The organism is Streptomyces griseomycini (assembly GCF_014203535.1).
Lineage (GTDB): Bacteria > Actinomycetota > Actinomycetes > Streptomycetales > Streptomycetaceae > Streptomyces > Streptomyces griseomycini.
In genome coordinates this window covers 1-19,537 of the sequence record NZ_JACHJI010000016.1, presented here as the reverse complement: position 1 = coordinate 19,537, position 19,537 = coordinate 1, and the positions used below count along the sequence as shown (strand labels likewise).

Sequence of the window (19,537 nt, the reverse complement as noted above, 5' to 3'; positions counted from 1 at the left end):
AAAAACGTGAACCATGCAATCCGGAGGGCCAGTGAACTGGCCCTGGACGAGACGACGGTCACCGCACTTCGGGCCGCGCTGAAGACCACCGCCGACGAGGTCGTCCAGGCGATCATCGACGAGGTCCCTCCCTACGCCAACGCCCTATCGGGCCACATGGGCGCCACCATCCGCCGAGCCGTCCGCACCGCCCTGGGGCACTACCTGGACCTCGCGAGCGGGAACGCCACAGGCGGCGACGGCGGTGACGCGGCCTACGAGCTGGGCCGCGGCGAGGTGCGCGACGGCCGTTCGATGGACGCCCTGCTCAGCGCCTACCGCGTCGGCGCCCGCGTGGCCTGGCGATGCCTGGCAGCGGGTGCCGTATCCGCGGGCCTGCCCGCCGCCGAGGTCGCCAAGTTCGCCGAGCTGACCTTCGCCTACATCGACGAGCTCTCCGCCGCGAGCGCCGCGGGCCACGCCGACGAACTGGCCGCCCGGGGCAGAGCCCACGAGCGCCACCTGGAACACCTGGCCCGCGACCTCCTCGCCGGCGCGACCCCGGACGTGCTGCTGGCCTCTGCTCAACGGGCCGGGTGGCAGCCCCCGGTTTCGCTGACCGCGGTCCTGCTGCCCGCCGCCCAGGCCCGGCCCGCCTACCGCGCGCTCGACCCGAACGTCCTCGTCCTCGACGATCTGCCGGACGCCACCGGTGTGCTGCTCGTCCCCGATGCGGACCGGTCACATCTCTTGAGGCAGCTGACCGACCGCACCGCCGTGGTCGGTCCGGCCCGGCCATGGACTCGTGCGTCCGCCTCGTACGCACGAGCCGTACGCGCGCGTTCCCTCTCCTCTGACATTCGCGACACCGAGGACCACCTGCCCGAGCTGGTGCTGAGCGCCGACGCGGAGGCGTTCGCAGACCTGCGTGCCCGAGCCCTCGCACCGTTGCGGACCTTGCCTGTCGCGACCGCACTGCGGCTGGAGGAGACGTTGCGGGCGTGGCTGCTGCACCAGGGCAGGCGGGAGGAGGTGGCTGCGGCGTTGTTCGTCCATCCCCAGACGGTCCGGTACCGGATGTCGCAGCTGCGGGAGCTGTTTCCGGATCTCGCATCCCCACACCGGGTCCTTGAACTGACGCTGGCGGTCGGTCTTCGGGCCAGCTGACGAGTACTGCCTCGTTCTCGGTGCCGTCAGATGGCTCATGCGGCCCGGGGAAGAGCGGTATGAGCCAGGTTGAGACCGGGGGTTGGCGTGAAGACCGGACAAGGCCTCGGGAAGCCCGTCGGGGGCGCTGTCCCCGAGGAGCGCGGTGGCGGATACGGCTCGACTGGATCCGGTGGACGATGCGCACCGGCCCGCTCGTCGACGCGCTCATCGGGCATCTGGTCGGTGAGCTGGGACGCCATGCCCTGGAAAGCGGCTTTCACGTCGTCGTGGAGGGCGCTGTTCTGGCACGAGCCGCCCCACGGGCACGCAGCTGGGTGACCGGCGGGGCGGCCGGGCACACCGCGCGAGGGATGATGGGGACGGAACAACGGACGTGAGGTCAAGAGCTTCCACGGCGAAGCGGGTTCACCGCCCCCGTGAGAAGCGGAGTTCAATTTCATCCTTGGGACGAGCGGAGTTCCGGTCCTCGCGTACTTCACCGGGACATGGCCCAAGGCAATCGAGCCCTGCCGGGTGACGGACCTCGTCGTGGGCGGCATCGCCGACGATCGCGGCTCGGATCCGGCAGGCCGGCAAGAAACCGGGCCAGACAGCCAGCGTCACCTGCCCGGACCGGGCGCCGGCGGACATCACCGCTCAGACCCCCCAACCCGCGAACACGCAAGGCCCCCGGGGGCTCGTGCACGGCCCGTGGCCGCGGTCAGGCGGGCGGCCCAGGCGGGAAGGGGATCTCCGCGAGCACCGGGATCAGCTGCTCTTCCTCGTAGTCGAGGTGCGCCGTCAGCTCCTCGGTCATCCGCTCCAACCCGGCCCGGAACCGCTCGGGATCGGCCTGCGCGATGTCGGTGAGCAGAGCGGCGAGCTCCTGCTGGAGCCGCGCGACGGTGCGGTGCTCGGAACGCAGCCTCTCGAAGGCGTCCTTCAGACGAGGGTGCGCGGCCTCCATCGCGGGGAACATGCGCGCGTCCTCGCTCATGTGGTGGAACTCCAGCGTCTGGCAGAAGGCCAGGCAGTGCTGCCGGATCTGGAGCCCGAGCCCCGGCACCGGCTCGTCGTCCCCGTTCTGCCGGGCGGCCCGTGCCGTGAAGTAGGCGTCCGCTTCGGCCCTCACGTGCCGTAGCTGCCCGCGAAGCCAGACGTGGACCTCGATCAGCTTGTCGGCGAGGTTCCTGACCGTGCCGGGCCCCTCGCCGGGTGCCGGGTCGCTCCGCTCCAGCACCACGACGGGCAGGATCCGGTCAGTTTTCTCCTGGTACTCGCCGTAGCCGGGCTCGGCGTTCACCACGTACGAGAACAGGTGGTCGCGGTCCTCCCCCTCGGCGGGCACTGCGATGGCCTCGTACTCCTCCGTCCCGGTCTCCACCCGCACCAGCGGGGTGGCCACGAGGTTGTGGTACCAGGCAGGGTGGCAGGGCCCACCGAGGTTGGAGCCGACGACGAGCAGCCCACGCTCGTGACGGATGTAACCCAGCGGGGTGGTGCGCTCCTCACCGGATCTGGCGCCGGTTGTGGTGAGAAGCAGCAGATCGCCGCCCTCGAAGGGGCCGCCGACCTTTCCTCCGTTGGCTCGGAACTCCTCGATGACCCATTGGTTGAAGGGTGTGGACATACGAAGTGGGATCTCCTGGGTGTGGGACGCACAAGGCGCGGTACGGGGTACGGCGGGACGGTTCGCCGCAGAAACCGATTGGCTCGTCCGCCCGCACGGCGGAGGCACACGGTCCCAGTCCCGGGCAGGTCACGGCGTTGCGCCTCGGCGCGGCAGGCGAGGCCGGCCTGCCGGCACAACGAGGACGCGGGCACCCGACAGCGGGGAAGCGGCGAAAATGCGCCGGATCAGGTTTCGCCTGTGATGGATGAACGCATGGGGCTGTTCCCTGGTGACAGGTGGTCGCCCGATCGTCGGCCGGCCCAAGTCTTTTTGGCCGACGCCACGCGCCACACCTTCATTGGAACGATCAACGCTGGGCGCTGTCAAGGCGATGGGTCGGCACCGAGCGGGATTTGAGCCATCCTCAGGCGGAACGGACCGGTATGCCGCCGGTGGTCAACAAGACCGGACGAACGCAGCCGTCCGCCGCCTGTGCCGTTCAGAAACTCATCGTTGCCGGTCAAGCCGCGTATCTGTACTCATTGATGACGCCGCCGAGTACCCGGGTGCGGAGGAGCCGGTGTGCGGTCAGGTCGGTCGGGTGCTCGTGGGCGCGGGGAGGGAGTTGTCCCCGGGCCTGGTGGGGGCGATGGCCGTTGCAGTGGGGGACGTAGGCGTCGAGGGCGCGTCGAGCGTGGGCCTCGTTCAGGATCAGCGGGTGATCGGGGAACTCGCGTCGCAGTGTGCCGATGGCCCTCTCGCAGTGCGCGTTCATCCGTGGGGAACGCGGCGCGGGCTTCAGGGGCTGGATGGGCGCTGTCACGTTGTTGGGCACATGGGTACCTGACGTGGTGCCAGGGTGTGGCTGGCTCAGGCCTTCAGTCCTGATTCAAGCTGCGGTGGGCTGGCCGACGGTGCCGGTGATCCGGTCCCGGATCGCGAAGCGGAGAGTCATCTCGGTGCGGTGGCCGGGGGCGTTCACCAGGTGCCGTCGGGGGCGGAAGTGGGGCGAGATGCCGCTGAAGGCAGACAGGAACCGCTGGGCTGCGCCGACGCTGCGGAAGCCCTTCATCGCGCGTTCGCGTTGCCTGGTGGGCTGGTGGCTGTTCTCGGCCCGGTTGTTCAGGTACTTCGACTGCCGGTGCTCGACGGAGGGCATGTCCTCGCGGTGGGCCGCGCCGTAGGAGCGGAGCTTGTCGGTGACGATCACCCTGGGCACCGTGCGGGTCTTTGCGAGAAGACGGCGGAAGAAGCGCCTGGCCGCAGCCTTGTCCCGCCGGTCCTGCACGAGGATGTCGAGGACGTTCCCGTTCTGGTCGACGGCCCGCCACAGGTACTGCGGCCGCCCGTTGATCTTGATGAAGACCTCGTCCAGGTGCCACTTGTCCCCGGACTGAGGCTGCCGGCGGCGCAGCGCGTTTGCGTGAGCCTGCCCGAACTTGGCGCACCAGCGGCGGATCGTCTCATAGGAGACGACGATCCCACGCCCGAGCATCAGCTCCTCGACCTCGCGGAAGCTGAGCGGGAAGCGGTGATACAGCCACACGCAGTGGGAGATGACCTCGACCGGGTACCGGTGGCCTTTGTACGACGGCGGCGTGCTCTCCACGTACGGCTCCTCCAGCATGATCAGCCCGAAGAGCATCCCACGCCAACGGCCAACGTGACAGCGCCGTCACAACCGCTGGATCCGCTCTGCCGGAGGACCGTCCTCGTTTCCGGCGGCACCAGCGACACGGGCCTGGTGACCACACGCTTCGGGCGACTCGACCTCCCACTTCGACGAGCCCGGTGGAACGGGAGTCACCCCTCCAGGTAGGCGAGCACGGCCAGGACACGGCGGTGCCCCTCGAGGTCGGGTTCCAGGCCCAGCTTGGTGAAGATGTTGCGCACGTGCGTCTCGACGGTCTTGCCGCCCACCCCCAGACGCCGGGTGATCGATTCGTTGGTGCGTCCCTCCGCCATGAGCGCGAGCACGTCGTGCTCGCGCCGGGTGAGCGTCTCCAGGACGTTGACCGGGCGCGGCCGTTCCAGGAGACGGCGGACGACCTCTGGGTCGATGCAGGACTCGCCGTCTGCGACCCGTTTGAGGGCGTCAGTCAGCTCGTCGGGGTCGGCTATGCGGTCTTTGAGGAGGTAGCCGAAGCCTGCGGCGTCCCGGGAGAGGATCCGCATGGCGTTGCCGGTCTCCACGTACTGGGAGAGGAGCAGCACACCGGTCTCGGGGTGGCGGGAGCGTATGAGGGAGGCTGCTCGGATGCCCTCGTCGCTGTGGGTGGGGGGCATCCGGATGTCGATGACGGCGGCGTTCGGACGCAGTGCGGACACCAGGGCGAGGAGGTCGTCGGCGTCACCGACCTGGGCGACGACCTCCAGGCCGGCCTCCTGCAACAGCCGTACGAGCCCTTCACGCAGGAGAACGGAATCCTCTGCCACGATCACGCGCACGGCAGCTCCGCTCGTAGTCGGGTACCGCTCCCGGGCGGGCTGGTCACCCACAAGGCGCCGCCGGTCGCCGCGACGCGGTCGGCGAGGCCGCGCAGACCGGATCCGCCGGCCGGGGCGGCGCCGCCGATCCCGTCGTCGACGACCTCGACCACCAGGCGGTCCGCCCCCTCGTCGGTTTCGCGTCGTACGGACACGCTGACCACGTCGGCCTGGGAGTACTTCACCGCGTTGGACAGCGCCTCGCAGATGACGAAGTAGGCCGTCGACTCCGTCAGCGGGGGGAAGCGTCCCGGGTCCACCATGACGAGCAACGGAACGTGTGCCTGTGGGGCGAGTGCTCTGACCGCTGCCGCGAGCCCGTCACGGGTGAGGACGGCGGGGTGGATGCCGCGGGCGAGGTCGCGCAGTTCCTCCAAGGCCTGCCGCACCGCCTGGTCGGCTTCCGCCACCGTGCGGCGCAGGGCCGGGTCGGGGGCCCGTTCGTCACCGCGGGACAGGCCGGCATCAAGCCTGCGCAGGGTCATCAGGGCGAACACCAGCCGTGTCTGGGCGCCGTCGTGGAGGTCGCGCTCCAGTCGCCTGCGCTCCTCGTCCGCTGCCTGGAGGAGCCGTGAGCCGATGCCCGTGGCGTCCGCTGCCGTGGACCTCAGGCACAGACGTACGGAGCTGCTGACGGCGAGCAGCAGTTTCCCGTCTTCCTCCAGCGCCGCGTCGTGCACCAGCACGACCGTGGGCGTTCCGGCGGACTCGTCGACGACAGTGGTGCTCGCCCCGCTTCCGGGAGGCGGCAGCGGGAGGGCCTGGCCGGCCGGGTCCACGTAGGCCGGCCCCCGGCCCTCGCTGCTCCCGACGTCCGGTGACAGCAGGCCGAGACGGAGCGACGGATCTCCGAGCAGTCGTGCCAGAGTGTCCTGCAGCCGCTGCGGTGTCGGGTCCGCGCCGACCTCGATCACGAGATTGCCGACGTAGGCCCGGCGCAGTCGCATGCGCAGCAAGCTGATCAGGAAGGCGATCGGCACCAGGACCTGACTCGCGTCCGACGGCCAGGTCAGCACCGCGTCGGCGGTGTCCATGGCCTCGGGGGCGAGGAGGTGGACGACCTCCCAGCCGACGAAGGCCACGGCGATGGCGACCGAGACCCAGGCGGACAGCAGTACGCGGCGTCGCGCCGGACGGCTGATCCGCCAGCGGCGGACCAACGCCCCGAGGCACACGACGGTCAGCAGCGCCCCTGCCCAGCGGTAGCCGAGGTCCACCGCGTCGAACCAGCCCGGCTCCGCACGGATCAGCAGGAGATTGAGGTCCGGTCGGCAGTTCCGGCAGGAGAGGTAGGTGGCGTCCTCATGGAGTGCCGGATCGTAGAGAGCGGCCCGGACCAGCCCGCCGAAGGCCACCAGTGCGTAGCCGCTCACCACGACGGCGCGGTCCAGAGCGGTGGCGAGCCGTCCTTCGGGGAAGGCGAGCAGGAGGTGGGCCAGGACGGCCAGGTTCAGCGCCTCGCCCCACACGCCGAGGGTGAACAGCAGGGGGATGCCCGTGCCTTGCAGGTTACCGAGGAACCAGGTGAGCCCTTCGGCCAGCATGATGCGCCCGGTGGGGTTGGCGGGCCGCCGCCACCACGCGACCAGTCCGGCGCCCGCGTACGACCATCCCACCGACAGGTCGCGCGCGATGTCCGCGCCTGTCGCGCCGGCACGGCGGTAAGCCCAGGCTCCGCAGATCCCCGCGGCGAGTGCAGCCGTTGCCCAACACCACGGTGCCCAGCGGAAGACCGTTCTCCCACGGCTCCTCTTCACGGCGGTGACCATAAGCAGATGGTCGCTGCGGACTGCGTCTTTCCGGCCAGGCGGCGACGGGCCGTAGGGCCCGCCCGTGCGACACGGTGAATTCAGGGTCTGCCCTGATGCGCGCTTCCACGCCCTTCCATACCTTGTGTTTGCGACGTCGGCGGTGCAGTGGATCTGGTGGATTCCGGCCCGGGTGACTTCTCGGTCACTCATGTCGACCGACGGGTGTTTCCACTGATTTGTCATACTTATCGGCCTCTTGAAAATATGCTGAATCGAATCGCTGAGTCATGGATGCGCTCATGGCTCAGCGGCCGCCTACCGGCCGATGAGGGATGTGCACGGTGAAAGGAGCATGAAGAGGGCATCCCTTCTCGTCCCGATCGGCGGCGGACGGGGCCCGAACCGCGCCCAGGGCATGCGCAGCCGGTGAAGACCGGTGAATTCGCCGCCTCCGAGGCTTTCGGACGCGAAGTGTTTTCGTCGTGCGCGTCCTTCCGCGCGGTGAGCGCCGTCCGGTGAGAGAGGCCACTCCGGGATGTGCCTCTGCCGTCACGCCTGTTGCCACCTCGGATCAGCTGCTCCCGCTTCTCGTGAACCGGACCGACGGACGCGGTCGCACGTATCCGTGATCAAAAGGGGGATTGATGCAAGAAACGTTCTGGAGTCGACGCCGAGTGATGGGAATGCTGGCCGCTGCGGCTGCCGCGACTTCCTTACCCCTCGGGCGGGCGCCCGTCGCGCGTGCCGTCGACGACGGGGGCAGCGACGACAGCGACGCCTTCGACCTGCCGGACACTGCGCGCGGCCGAGTGGTGGAAGCGTGGATGCTGGGCGGGAAGGCCACCAAAGCGGCGGCCGGGTACGCCCTGACCGGCAGTGACACCGACATCTCGGTTTTCCTCTCCGAGACGCTGCCGAAAGTGGAAGCCGAAGACAACCGGGTCGCGATCATGGCCGTGCTGGCCGGCGGGGGAAAGGGGATGCAGCGCGACGCCGCCGCCGCCCTCGACGCCGGTGACGCGGCCATCGCCGCCTTCATCGACACCGGATACGCCGCCGGGGTCAACGAGGACCTGCGCGTGGTGACCGCCGAAGTCCTCCACGAGGGGGGCACGGCCTTGACACGGGCCGCGAACGCGGCGCTCCAGGACGGCACCACCGAGGCGCTGGAGCTGTTCCTGGCCGAGGGCCAGCACACGGCCCGTGCGGAGGACCTGAGGGTCGCGGTCGCCGCCGCCATGACCACTGCCGGTCCCGAGGTCCGAAAATACGCTGAGCGGGCTCTGAACGGCGGTGACGGCGACGTGGAGTGGTTCCTCGACATCGGCCAGCACATCGCCCGGGCCCGGGACCAGGAGGCGTCCCGGATCGAGGAACTGGTCGCCGTGGTGGAGCGCGCCGGCCGCCGGGCCCAGGCCCAGACCGACCTGGCGGCCGACGCCTCCGAGCGAGCCGTCGAGGCGGCGGGCAAGGCCAAGAACGCGGCCGAGAAGGCCGCCGCCGAGGCCAAGGAGGCACAGCAGGACGTACGGAAGTCCGCCGCGGCGGCTCGGCGGGCGTTGTCGGCGGCCAAGGGCGCCGCCGGAGCCGCGAACACCGCGATCCGGGCATCGCGGGTGGCGACGGAGGCCGCTCGACATGCCTCGCAGGCGGCGACCGCGGCACAGCACGCGGCTTCGGTGGCCGCATCGGCGGCGTCCAAGGCCTACAACGCCGCGATCGAGGCGTCGAAGAACGCCACAGTGGCGGGGGCGGCCAAGAGCGCCGCCGTGGCGGCCAGGAACGCGGCGGCCAAGGCGCGGGCCGCGGCTCTGGGCGCGGACCGGGTGGCCAAGGAGGCGGATCGGGCCAACGCTGCCAGCGGCAGGGCGGCGGCTGCCGCTCGGGGCGCCGCCGGCGCCGCCTCCGCGGCCGCAGCCGCGGCCGAGACGGCCGGTGCCGCCTCCGGCGAGGCGCGGCAGCAGGCGATCGAGGCGCGCCGGCAGGCGGACATCGCAGCCGGGGCCGCCGAGCAAGCCACGAACGCGGCGACGAGAGCCAACGCGCTCGCCGCCGCGTCCGCGACCGCCGCACGGGCGTCGAGGGACGCGGCGAACTCGGCTGCCGAACATGCCGAGCGCTCGGCGGCCGCGGCGGAGGAAGCCGTGAAGTACGCCGGTCAGGCCCGGGACTTCGCGAACAAGTCCACGGCGCACGCCGCCGAGGCAGTCAAGGCCGCCAACACCGCCACCAGGGCCGTCCAGGAGGCCACGGCGGTAGAGGCCGAGGCGCGCGAGGCGGAGGCGGCACGACTGGAGATCGAACGGCAGGAGGGCATCGCCGAGGCTCGTGAACTGGCGCGGATCGAGGACGAGGGATGGACCGCCCACGCCGGCCGCATCGCCCAGGTCCAGCAGATCAACAAGGACATCCTCGCGCTCATCGCGCAGGCCGAACAGGCCCTGGAGGACGGCGTGACGGACCTGGCCGCGTCAGCCGGCCGCAAGGCAGCCCTGGGGTTGCTGGAGGCCGCGGGGACCTTCACCCGGGAGGCCGCCCAGTTCGCCCTGGCGGGCACCGATGACGACGTCTTCGCGTGGATAGACCTGGACCGTTCGATCGCCCAGAACCAGGACGAGCGCGAGACCGCTCTCTACATCGCACAGATCGCGGGTCCGGCGGTCGCCGAGGCGGCGGTCGAAGCCCTGGCCGGCGACTCCGCCACGGCGGTGGGCGACTTCAACACCTCCGGCCGGATCCGCGCCTCGCAGGAGGACAACAGACGGGCCATCCTCAAGATCATTCACGGGAACCCCGGGGCGGCGGTCCTGCGGGAGGCCCAGAAGGCGTTGAACGACGGAACCCCGGAAGCGCTGCAGAAGTTCCTCGACGAGATCTACCCCAACGCCCTCAAGGAGGACGACAGGGTCGCCATCATGGCGACCGTCCAGACAGGAGGCGCCTACACGAAGGTCCTCGGCGAGATCGCGATGGAGGGCCCCGCGTGGATGCGGCGCCAGTTCGTCGAGCGGGTCCGCCACTTCGCCGCCCAGCTCGACCTCGACACGGCCGCGCATGTGGCCGGCATGCGCGGGGCCATCGCGGGCGCCGCACGGGTCGCCCAGGAGGCCCAGCGGGACGCGGCCCACGCCTCGCGGACCGCCGCCGTGGCCCGTAACGCGGCTGCCGAGGCCGAACGCTGGGCATCGGCAGCGAAGGCGTCGGCGGCGAGTGCCGCGAATCTGGCGATCGAGGCCCGCCGGCACGCCGATGTCGCGGACAAGGCGGCCGCCGACGCCCGGGCATCGGCGGAGAAGGCCAGGTCGGCCGCGACCGTAGCGCGGGCGGCCTCCCGGGCGGCGAATTACGCCGCCAACCGGGCATTGGACGCGGCCGAGAACGCGCAGGCCTCCGCCGACCAGGCACGGGCGTCGGCCAACCGGGCCCGCAAGTCGGCGTTGGAAGCGGGACGCAGCGCCAGGGAGGCGGCCGCCGCCGCGGCCGACGCGCGACGGATCGCCGTCGAGACACGCAAGGACGAACTGCGGGAGCAGGCCCGCCAAGCCGCCCTGGAAGCCGCTCGCAACCGTGCGAACAGCCACAACCCGGCCGACAGCCCGGACCACGACCAGGTCAAGAAGAAGGACCACTGGTGGCAGAAGCCCGCCACCTGGGCGAAGGTCGCCGGCTGGGTGTCCACGGGCACCGGCGTCATCGCGACGGGGGCGGCAGTCGTCGCTGTGGCCTTCCCGCCCGCCGCCCCCGTCGCGGGGGTGGTCGCCGGCGTCGCCGGCGGCATCTCCATCGTCTCCGGCGGAGCCGAGGCAGCCCTGACGGGCCTCAAGCACGGCTTCACCAGCCGCAAGTTCGGCCGGGCCGTGGGGTCTTACGTCCTGTCCACCCTCACTCGGGGCGCCGGGAAACGAGTCAAGGACCTCTACGACCTCGCTGCCTGACCCCCGTCCCCCTCGGGAGGCGGTGGGGGCGGGACGGTCGGTGTCCCGCCCCGGGGCGGTCGGCGCCTCGCTCCGCCCCACCTGCCGGAACCTCCTTCGAGGCGCCCCTCTGCTGACAACCTCGGCCCGGCGCCCCTTCACGGGCTCCATGCCTATCCGACACAAGGGATCTGTGTTCATGACGCACCTGCGGCGCATCGCCGCCACCCTCGCGGTCGTGGCGGCCTGCTGCGCGACCCTGCTCGCCCTCACCGCCCAGCCGCCCACCACCGACGCCCCACCGGCCGTCACAGCTCCGGTGGCCGACACACGACCCGGCCATGTGGTGGAAACCTTCGCGTACCCCGGCGCGGACAGGATCCGACAAGAGCTGGGAATCGTCCTCAAGCGCGGCGACGGGCACATCGTGCTCGCCGACTGCGCCTCCGGGACCGGGCTGCTGGAGGTCTGGGCCCGGGGCAAAAGCAAGATCTGCTTCCGTGCCACCGGCGCCACCGGCCGGCTCACCCTCGAGGTCCCCGCCGTCTACGCCATCAAGGGCGCCGCCGGTCACACCGCCGACGTGACCCTCACCGCAGCCGACAGCACACGGCAGGACATCGACGTCCCCAAGGACTCCTGGACCCCGGTGGGGGAGTCCGCCGATCCCGTGGGCCGTGACTTCGCCCTCCTCGACATCCGTACCAGCCGATGACCGGAGAGACCCATCCCATGCGCGCTTCCTTCCGCCGTGTCGGCCGAGCGGCACTGCTGACCACCGCCCTGACCCTCCTACCGGCACTGCCGGCGCACGCCGTGACGGGACCGGCCCCGTCCGACAGCACCTGGTCCTTCACGGCCCGCCTCGACATCGGAGACGGCGAACGGGCCTGCACCGGAGCCCTCATCGACCCCGAATGGCTGCTGACCGCCGCCTCGTGCTTCCTCGACGACCCGGCCGGCGCCGGCAAGGTCACCGCCGGAGCCCCCCGGCAGGCGACCAGGGCCGTCATCGGCCGCACCGACCTGACCACCACCGCGGGCGTCGAACGCACGGTGGTCGACCTCGTCCCCCGCGAGGACCGTGACCTGGTCCTGGCCCGCCTGTCCTTCCCGGTAGCCGGCATCGCGCCGGCCCGGATAGCCGCCGCCCCCGCCGACGCCGGACAGCGGCTGACCTCGACCGGTTACGGGCGGACCGCCGACGAATGGGCTCCGGTCAAGGTCCATCACGGCACCTTCACCGCCGCCGCGCCCACCGGCGTGGACGTGCCGGTGACCGGGGACGCCGGAGCATCGATCTGCGCCGGTGACGCCGGCGCGCCGCTCTTCCAGTCCTCCGGCGACACCACGAAGATCCTCGCCGTGGCGTCCCGATCCGACCAGGGTGGCTGCTTCGGCATCGCCCCGGAGCAGACCTCCACCGCCGCCGTCGGTGCCCGCACCGACGACATCGCCGACTGGGTCGACGCCACCGTCACCGCTGCCCGCGGTCGCGTCGGTGTCGTCGACTTCAACGGTGACGGCATCGAGGACGTCTCCATCGGCGACCCCAAGGCCACCGTCGCCGCCGTCGCGGAGGCCGGCGCGGTCAGAGTCGTGTACGGCGGGGGCAAGGGTACCGCCCAACTCGACCAGAGCGCCTCCTTCGTCCCCGGCGACGCCGAGGCGGGCGACCGTTTCGGACACGCGCTCGCCACCGTCGACAACAACCAGGACGGCTACACCGACCTCGTGGTCGGCGCCCCCTACGAGGACGCCACCACCACGGTGACCGACGTCGGCACGGTCACCGTGATCTACGGGGCGCCGGCCGGCCTCGGCACGGGCCGGACCTCCGACAGCTACGTCCAGGGCGACGGCAGCGGGGCCATCAAGGCGGCGAAGAAGGAGAAGGGCGACCTTCTCGGCGCCACCCTCGCCGCCGGACGAACCCGTGAGGGCTCCCCCTACATCGTCATCGGGTCCCCGGGCGACGCTGTCGGCGGGAGGGCGAACGCGGGCACCGTCTTCTACCTGCGCGGTACCAGCAGCGTGGCCATCGCCCAGGGCACCGGAATGAGCGGCGGCCCCGAGGCGGGAGACAGGGTCGGGGCCTCGGTGGCCGCCGACGCCAACAACATCGCCGTCGGCGCCCCCGGGGAGGACATCGACGCGATCGCCGACGCCGGGGCCGTCTGGGTCTTCGCCCACCCCGCCCAGACCACCGGCCAACCCCTCGAGCGCGCCAACATCAACCAGAACCTCGACAACGTCGCCGGTGGGTCCGAGGCCGGCGACGTCCTGGGAGCCTCGGTCGCCCTCGCCGAGGACGGCGCCTCCGGCAACTCCGTCCTCGCCGTGGGCGTGCCGGGCGAGGCGCTCACCGCCGGAAACGGCACGGTGGCCAAGAACGCCGGCGGCATCGTCACCTTCGACCTCCCCAGGAGCGGTTCCTGGACGGAACGCAGGGTCATCACCCAGGACTCCGAGGACGTGGTCGGCGGCATCGAGGCCGGCGACCGCTTCGGCGAGACCCTGCAGGCCGTCAACCTCTCACCCAACACCACCCCCACCTGGCAGACCCTCCAACTCGTGGCGGGTTCACCCGGCGAGGCCCAGGGCAGCGTCGCCGCTGCGGGCGCCGTCCACACCATGACCCTCGTAGGCGCCCCCGGCCCCCACAACGACGTCGTCTTCGCCGGACACAACGGACTGCCCGGCGCCCCGACCGCCAACCACCGCATCGGTCAGACCATCGCGGTCAGCTCCACCAGCGTCTACGTCGGCCTGCCCACAGCCGCCGGCGGCGGCGCCGCCTACGCCGTGCCGTGGCAGAACCTCACCTCCCGCTCCGCCACCGGCACCGACCTCCCCGTCACCACGCACCAGCCCGGCAATGGCGGCATTCCCGCCGGCGGCAAAGCCTTCGGATCCGCCATCCGCTGACCTCACCATCCCACCCAAGCCTGTCTGCCAGGCGCGGGACGACGGCGCCCACCGCCACGCCCCGCGCCGGCCAGGCGCGTCCTCACGACCAGGAGAAGACCTGCGCCATGCCACGACCCCACCGAATACGGCTGTCCACTTCACCACGCACGAGGCGGTTACTTCCCGGTCTCCTCCTCGCTCTGAGCATCAACGCCACAGGAATCGCCGCCGCCGACGGCCAGGTCACGCCCCCCGCTGCGACGGCAGCCGCGACCCCGGGCGCCGCGACCACGCAGAAGGCCCCAACGTCGAAAGCCTCCCCCCACCAGGCTTCCGGAAGCGAGCAGAGTGACTCTACCGGCGCCCCCACGCACACCAGGCCCGTCACGACGACTCCGGTGGAGGACTGCGAACCCACCCGCGCAGGCTCCCGCGAGCGCCGAGCAGGTGCCGTACAGGCTTGCGTCACCACGAGCACCAAGCCGTCGGCCGCGGCTGCCGCCGACTCGGGCGGCTGCTCCATCACGGCCCCGGGGACATGGCAGTACACCCGCTTCGGATACTGCATGTACGGCCTGACCGTGCTGTACACGCTCAGGGACGCCGGCGGCAAACCGGTCGGCACCGGAACGCTGGACGTCTGGACCAGTGCGGTCCTGCCCGCCAGGGGAACGACTTGGAGCGAACTGGTCAGGGTGACCATGACCGGCGCGACCGGGCTCGTCACGACCTTGAACGTGAAGTTCAGGTCCGCCTGTTCGGCCGGCTGCAGGGCCACCACGAGAGCGCCGTGGTACGGGAAGACGGGCGACCTGATCGTGGGCAAGTTCGCCAAGGGCACCGTGTCCTACGCCTCCACCCCGGCCCAGGGCACGACGGTCGACTTCACCACCTCCTACCAGCTGTACGTGACCGCGCCCGGCGCCGAACCCATCGACCCCAACGCCTCCTGGAGCAACCCGGAGAAGATCCGCTGTGACGACGACACCGGCACCCCCGGCCCCGGCTGCGTCGTGCCCAGCGTCATGCCGGTCATCGAGATGAGCGCCCTGCGGAACGACCCGGGCTCGCCCGCGTCAGGCGCGGGCGCCGCGGCGGCCGGCTACCTGTGGGCCCAGGACAACCTCTCCGACGGCTGGGGAAGAGACAAGCCACTGACCCGCGCCAAGAACGGCATCAGCGAACGCACGGCTCGCACCTGCGGCAACGCAGGCTCGAAGCCCTTCCGGGCCCGGACGGACCTCGTACCGGACGACAGCTGCGCCGCATTCCCCTTCGGGGCCACCCACGAGGGCGGAACCGACGGCGCTTCGTGCGCCGAGATCATCCCGCACTACAGCACCGGTGGCTGGGACTTCTCTGTGCTGACCGGCGGCACGGCGAGCCCCTGCGTCCGGGCCCACGTCCCGCTCGCCGACCTCCAGTCCGCCGAGGGACAGCTCCTCGAGGATTACGCGGACCAACGAGTGCTGGAAGCCGAAGAGTTCAAACTGGAGATCTCCGGTCCGACCGCCGAACAGCCGCAGGCCACCTGCCTGAAGAGTCGCCCGGACGGCGCGCTCACTTCCGGCAACGGCTGGATCGCGAACAGCAGCGAACCGGTCTCGCACGTCAACAAGACCACCACCCCGCTCGGTCCGGCCGGAACCCGGGCGGCCAAGGCCCAGGCCTGCCTCGGTGCTGAGCGCGGCGCCGGATCAGACGCGGAGGGGGACATCACCGGCTGGCAGGACGCCCAGCTGTTCGCCCTCGCCAACCAGCCCGGAGCACAACTCGCTCGTTGCCACCTGATCGCCAACGTCCTCGGCGGCAAGGGCGGAACAGGGGACGGCGGACCGGACAATCTCGTCCCCTGCTGGCAGGTGGGGATGAACACCGGAACGCCCAGCATGCGGTCCTACGAGGCCCTGGCGCAGAAGGCCATCACGGACAACACCGCCGTCGGACCGAACGACGCGATCTTCTACCAGGTAACACCCCACTACCAGGACGGTGACAGCACCATCCCTCTCGGCGTCACCATGAGCGCAACCATCGAGCGGGCGGACGGGACGACACGGCCGCTGTTCCCCGACGTCTACATTTCCAACACCCGGGGCAACACCGGGCTGTTCAACCTCGGAAACTAGGGTCCGTCTTCAAAGATCATTAGGTGGTGGATCATGGTGTCGTGGTACGTCGTCATGAAATCACCGATCAGGATCGGGAGTTGTTCGCTCCGCTGATACCGCGGGCCGCGACGGGCCGGCCGCGGGTGGAGGACCGGCAGGTCATCAACGGGATGGTCTGCAAGATCCGGACCGGGATCTCCTGACGTGACCTGCCGGAACGCTATGGGCCGTGGCAGACGGTCTACACCCGCTTCCGCCGCTACGCCCTGGACGGCGTGTTCACCCGGGCCCTGCGGCAGATCCAGGCCCGGGCCGACGCGGCCGGGGACATCGACTGGCCGGTGCAGATCGACTCCATCATCGTCCGGGCCCACCAGCACGCCGCCGCGACCGGCCGAAAGGGGGGATCGGCCGGCCGGACGAACCGGACGATCACGCCCTCGGCCGATCCCGGGGCGGACCGACGACGAAAGTCCGTCTCGCCTGCGACGGCAAGGGCTGCCCTCTGGCCATCCTCGTCACCCCTGGCCGGCGCCACGACAGCACCTGCGCACGGATCCTGCTCGAACGTGTCCGCGTTCCCCGCGGCGGCCCCGGCCGGCCACGCTGCCGCCCCGACCGGGTCATCGCGGACAAGGCCTACAGCTCCCGCGGGTTCCGCACCTACCTGCGACGACGCGGCATCGCCCACACCATCCCCGAGAAGGCCGACCGACAGCGCCACCGGCTGAACCGGGACCGCCGGGGCGGCAGGCCACCAGGATCCGACCGGCAGACCTACCGCCGACGCAACGCCATCGAACGCCGCTTCAACCGGCTCAAGGGCTTCCACGGCATCGCCACCCGATACGACAAGACCGCCACCTCCTGCGAAGCAGCGGTCACACTCGCGTCGTTCCTGCTCTGGGCAAGATCCGTTTGAAGACGGACCCTAGATCTCCCCGGCCGCCAGCTGCCACGTCATGAAGTCCTCGACGAGTGCGGGCGGGTTGGCGGCCTCGGTGGCATGCACCTCCCAGCCGGGGCGTGCCATGTCGAAGACGACGACCGGCAGCGGTCGGCCGAGGATGCACTCGATCACCCCGTCGGCGTGCAGATGCCGGGCCAGATCGATCACGGCGTCGCAGAAGTGCGCGCGCAGCAGTTCGGCACGGGCAGCCACGTCCTCGTCGTCCAGCAGTCTGTCCAGGTCGAACTCGCCGTCGTACCAGGCGCCGAGGCGCCGCACCTCCTCGACGTACACCTGACTGCCGACCGGGTCCTCGGGGACGTTGCCAAGCGTTTCGAAGCCCTCGAGGAGCCAGTAGGCGTAGTTCCAGCGCACCTCGCCGTCGTCGTCCGGGTAGCGCTCCCGCTCGTACTGGCTCTCGGTGTTGTAGCCGATGGCCACGTACGGGCGGCGGTCGTCGTCGTCCACCCGCCAGATACGGAAGGACAGGGCGTAGATCTCGGGCCTCAGCTCGGCGGGGAAGCGTTCGAGGACGCCGACGGCCGCGGTCCGCAGATGGGCGAGGAAGGTTTCCGGTCGATCCGTCATCCGAGGAGCATCCCACTTTTACGAGTTGGTGCGTGATGGCGGGTGGGCCGTGTCCGGCCTGGTCGTGGCCTGTCTTCAGACGTAGATGGTGCGGTCGGATACGAGGCTGGCGATGGCGCGGTAGGTGTCAGGCAGGCGGTCGCGGCGGTGGGTCCAGCGCGTCAGCTGTTTCCAGCGTTTGTGACCGGCAAGGGCGTGTTCGACGGCGATGCGGTCGGACGAGTGCCAACGGCGGTCACGTTCCCACTGTTCGACTCTGCCGGGCAGTGCTCCGGGCCGCGGTTTTCCGGGCGGTGTGACCGCTTGCCCGCGGTGGTCGCGGCTCAGGCCGAGACAGCCGTCGTCCAGGAGGACCTCAACGTCGGGGAAGTGCTGGAAGCAGACGGCAATGCCCTCGTTGCGAGCGGCCATGGCATCGTGCATACGTCCAGGGCGCAGGGCATCGGTCCATAATGTGCGGCCACGCCAGTCGGCGATCACGGTGGCCTTCGGCGTGTTCTGTTTCTTCTTGCCGGAGACGAACGCGCGCCGGCCGCTCGCCACGAGCGAGGGCATCTATGTGGCCAGCGAACTGTTTTCATCCTGTCCTGCAGGGGTGATGGTGCAGGCCGGCGGGGTGGTGTGACGAGGCGAGGCTCCTGATCGTTGCGGTGGTGTTCTCTACGCACCACGCCTCGTCCGAGGAGCCTCGCTCGGTCCCGTATCGTGCCACGCTCGACGCCCCGCATGAGCTGGTCGGGCATGTCTCATGGCTGATCTGTGCCCGAAGGTGTGAACGCGGCACGCGGTGGCGCAAGCCGGGCTGCTTCCACCAGGCCTTGCCGGCGCTGGTGCACCTGCGCGAGAACGAGACGCTGCCCCAGCTCGCGGCGGGATGCGGGATCTCCACCGCAACCGCCGCTCCCCGTGACGCTACGCCCCACAGGACGCGTCCGTCACCCCTTCGGCACCTGCCACTCCACCGGCTCGTCCAGCACGCTCGGCGAATACAGCACCCGCTCCGGTCGGCCCTCCTCCGGCACCTGGAAGACGATGTTTCCTCGCACGCAGTCCCCTGCCGCGACCTTGGCGTCCATCGGGTACAAGGGCTTCGGGAGGTCGCCCGCGTTCATGCCCGCGGACTCCACCCGCACCCCGCCCTCGTAGGCCAGAGACCACGGGAACGGAGACGCCTGGATCGGATCGCCGCCCGTGTTGCAGACCTTCACGTCCAGCACCGCCCACTTCTCCCCCGGGCTGAGCATTTCGGGGATGCCCTTGATGCCTTCGTCGCGGTAGGCGAGGGCCGCAGCGGACAACGAGCCGTGGTCCTCGTCGATGTCGACGGTGTCACCGAGCTTGAACTCCTGCTCTTCCTCCGGCGACGGGCTACTGCTCGGGCTCGGCGGCGAGCTGGTCTCGGTGGCCTTGGTGACGGCCGGCTTGTTGTCGCTGTCGCTGTCGCCGTCGTCGTTGAGGAGGAGCGCGACCCCGCCGCCGATTGCGAATGCGGCGACCGCGGCACCTGCCACGAGGGCTGTGACCTTTTTCCGACTGGTGCTCTGTGGCGTGGGCGGCGGCTGGGTCACCGGTCCTCCTCTGATGTCGATGCGTCGGCTGCATGATGCACACGGGTGCACGTCCGGTGAAGGCGCTGTGTCCAGACCGTGACAAGCAGTCACCCGCGCGTGGCCGCACGAGTGCTCTTCCCTCACCGCAGCAAGCAAGGGGGTACGCCATGAGGCGCCACATCATCACCATCGCCGTAATCGGTCTGCTGGCCGTCGGCTGCTTCAACGGCAGCGACAAGCCCGACCCGAAGCCGACTGTCGGGACTTCGGCCGAAACCACGTCGGCGCCATCGGTAAGGTGAACGTGTTACCGGCGGCGTCCTTGACCTTGTGGCCCTTCAGGTTCACGTTCGCCTGTGCCGTTCAGAAGTGTGTCGCTGCAGGTCGTAGGGGTCTGGTGGCGCTCAGGGCCGCCTGGGGCGATGCCGTGGGTGATTGAGCGTTTTCAGCGTTGACGCTTCAGGGTGAGGACGGCGGCGGCGATGACGGTCATGCGGTTGGGGCTGCAGCGGGCTCTGCGGAAGACGTGCCAGGACT

The 19,537-nt window shown here is 70.6% G+C and carries 12 protein-coding genes and 6 pseudogenes; 9 read left to right on the top strand and 9 right to left on the bottom strand.

Annotation, left to right across the window (positions count from 1 at the left end; genetic code table 11):
- Nucleotides 1-6: 6 nt before the first annotated feature.
- Both FHS37_RS31920 and FHS37_RS40075 read left to right on the top strand, forming a co-directional pair.
- A complete protein-coding gene (locus tag FHS37_RS31920) occupies nucleotides 7-1,146 on the top strand; it encodes a PucR family transcriptional regulator (protein WP_184827652.1) in 1,140 nt (379 codons plus the stop codon).
- A 376-nt stretch (nucleotides 1,147-1,522) separates the two neighbouring features.
- Nucleotides 1,523-1,698, top strand: a pseudogene (locus tag FHS37_RS40075) (thioredoxin family protein); the annotation flags it as partial.
- Between the two features lie 151 nt (nucleotides 1,699-1,849).
- On the opposite strand, the gene FHS37_RS31915 reads toward FHS37_RS40075, so the two are convergent.
- The 5 genes and pseudogenes from FHS37_RS31915 to FHS37_RS40070 form a co-directional block, all read right to left on the bottom strand.
- Entirely contained in the window at nucleotides 1,850-2,758 is a 909-nt protein-coding gene (locus FHS37_RS31915; protein ID WP_184827650.1) for a nitroreductase/quinone reductase family protein, read from the bottom strand.
- Between the two features lie 502 nt (nucleotides 2,759-3,260).
- Nucleotides 3,261-3,542, bottom strand: a pseudogene (locus FHS37_RS31910) (integrase core domain-containing protein); the annotation flags it as partial.
- An 87-nt stretch (nucleotides 3,543-3,629) separates the two neighbouring features.
- The gene (locus tag FHS37_RS31905) at nucleotides 3,630-4,367 is read right to left on the bottom strand and encodes an IS6 family transposase (protein ID WP_184827832.1); all 738 of its coding nucleotides are present in this window, start codon (nucleotides 4,365-4,367) and stop codon (nucleotides 3,630-3,632) included.
- A gap of 176 nt (nucleotides 4,368-4,543) precedes the next feature.
- Nucleotides 4,544-5,188: a response regulator transcription factor gene (locus FHS37_RS31900; protein ID WP_511256444.1), complete on the bottom strand. Its 645-nt coding sequence runs from the start codon at nucleotides 5,186-5,188 to the stop codon at nucleotides 4,544-4,546.
- On the bottom strand, nucleotides 5,179-6,843 hold the full coding sequence (locus FHS37_RS40070) for a sensor histidine kinase (protein WP_229890288.1): 1,665 nt from the start codon (nucleotides 6,841-6,843) through the stop codon (nucleotides 5,179-5,181). Before FHS37_RS40070 ends, FHS37_RS31900 begins: the two co-directional genes overlap by 10 nt.
- A gap of 779 nt (nucleotides 6,844-7,622) precedes the next feature.
- Between FHS37_RS40070 and FHS37_RS31890 the strand changes: the two genes are divergently transcribed.
- From FHS37_RS31890 to FHS37_RS31870, 5 genes and pseudogenes are all read left to right on the top strand, one after another.
- The gene (locus FHS37_RS31890) at nucleotides 7,623-10,913 is read left to right on the top strand and encodes an ALF repeat-containing protein (RefSeq protein ID WP_184827644.1); all 3,291 of its coding nucleotides are present in this window, start codon (nucleotides 7,623-7,625) and stop codon (nucleotides 10,911-10,913) included.
- Between the two features lie 178 nt (nucleotides 10,914-11,091).
- Entirely contained in the window at nucleotides 11,092-11,607 is a 516-nt protein-coding gene (locus tag FHS37_RS31885; protein ID WP_184827642.1) for a hypothetical protein, read from the top strand.
- A 17-nt stretch (nucleotides 11,608-11,624) separates the two neighbouring features.
- Nucleotides 11,625-13,820: a trypsin-like serine protease gene (locus FHS37_RS40635; protein WP_184827640.1), complete on the top strand. Its 2,196-nt coding sequence runs from the start codon at nucleotides 11,625-11,627 to the stop codon at nucleotides 13,818-13,820.
- 548 nt (nucleotides 13,821-14,368) lie between these two features.
- Nucleotides 14,369-15,931 (top strand): DNA/RNA non-specific endonuclease, encoded by a 1,563-nt coding sequence (locus tag FHS37_RS31875; RefSeq protein WP_184827638.1) that lies wholly within the window; start codon nucleotides 14,369-14,371, stop codon nucleotides 15,929-15,931.
- A gap of 41 nt (nucleotides 15,932-15,972) precedes the next feature.
- Nucleotides 15,973-16,835: pseudogene (locus tag FHS37_RS31870) on the top strand (IS5 family transposase).
- Nucleotides 16,836-16,844: 9 nt separating this feature from the next.
- On the opposite strand, the gene FHS37_RS38955 reads toward FHS37_RS31870, so the two are convergent.
- Both FHS37_RS38955 and FHS37_RS31860 read right to left on the bottom strand, forming a co-directional pair.
- The gene (locus FHS37_RS38955; protein ID WP_221500589.1) at nucleotides 16,845-17,450 is read right to left on the bottom strand and encodes a hypothetical protein; all 606 of its coding nucleotides are present in this window, start codon (nucleotides 17,448-17,450) and stop codon (nucleotides 16,845-16,847) included.
- Nucleotides 17,451-17,525: 75 nt separating this feature from the next.
- Nucleotides 17,526-17,987: pseudogene (locus FHS37_RS31860) on the bottom strand (transposase family protein); the annotation flags it as partial.
- A gap of 113 nt (nucleotides 17,988-18,100) precedes the next feature.
- Here FHS37_RS31860 and FHS37_RS31855 point away from each other — a divergent pair.
- Nucleotides 18,101-18,349, top strand: a pseudogene (locus FHS37_RS31855) (helix-turn-helix domain-containing protein); the annotation flags it as partial.
- A 36-nt stretch (nucleotides 18,350-18,385) separates the two neighbouring features.
- Here the strand turns inward: FHS37_RS31855 and FHS37_RS40900 are convergent.
- Entirely contained in the window at nucleotides 18,386-19,018 is a 633-nt protein-coding gene (locus FHS37_RS40900) for a DUF4352 domain-containing protein (protein WP_229890285.1), read from the bottom strand.
- Nucleotides 19,019-19,167: 149 nt separating this feature from the next.
- Here FHS37_RS40900 and FHS37_RS40630 point away from each other — a divergent pair, with 149 nt between their 5' ends.
- Nucleotides 19,168-19,302: a hypothetical protein gene (locus FHS37_RS40630; protein ID WP_268254621.1), complete on the top strand. Its 135-nt coding sequence runs from the start codon at nucleotides 19,168-19,170 to the stop codon at nucleotides 19,300-19,302.
- Nucleotides 19,303-19,445: 143 nt separating this feature from the next.
- On the opposite strand, the pseudogene FHS37_RS31845 reads toward FHS37_RS40630, so the two are convergent.
- Nucleotides 19,446-19,537 (bottom strand): annotated as a pseudogene (locus FHS37_RS31845) (IS5/IS1182 family transposase); the annotation flags it as partial.

Excerpts from the sequence above, each read along its gene's own strand:
- FHS37_RS40630 (WP_268254621.1), top strand. The coding sequence starts at position 19,168 with ATGAGGCGCCACATCATCACCATCGCCGTAATCGGTCTGCTGGCCGTC.
- FHS37_RS40635 (WP_184827640.1), top strand. The coding sequence starts at position 11,625 with ATGCGCGCTTCCTTCCGCCGTGTCGGCCGAGCGGCACTGCTGACCACC.
- FHS37_RS31890 (WP_184827644.1), top strand. The coding sequence starts at position 7,623 with ATGCAAGAAACGTTCTGGAGTCGACGCCGAGTGATGGGAATGCTGGCC.
- FHS37_RS38955 (WP_221500589.1), bottom strand. The coding sequence starts at position 17,450 with ATGACGGATCGACCGGAAACCTTCCTCGCCCATCTGCGGACCGCGGCC.
- FHS37_RS31875 (WP_184827638.1), top strand. The coding sequence starts at position 14,369 with ATGTACGGCCTGACCGTGCTGTACACGCTCAGGGACGCCGGCGGCAAA.
- FHS37_RS31885 (WP_184827642.1), top strand. The coding sequence starts at position 11,092 with ATGACGCACCTGCGGCGCATCGCCGCCACCCTCGCGGTCGTGGCGGCC.
- FHS37_RS31905 (WP_184827832.1), bottom strand. The coding sequence starts at position 4,367 with ATGCTGGAGGAGCCGTACGTGGAGAGCACGCCGCCGTCGTACAAAGGC.
- FHS37_RS31915 (WP_184827650.1), bottom strand. The coding sequence starts at position 2,758 with ATGTCCACACCCTTCAACCAATGGGTCATCGAGGAGTTCCGAGCCAAC.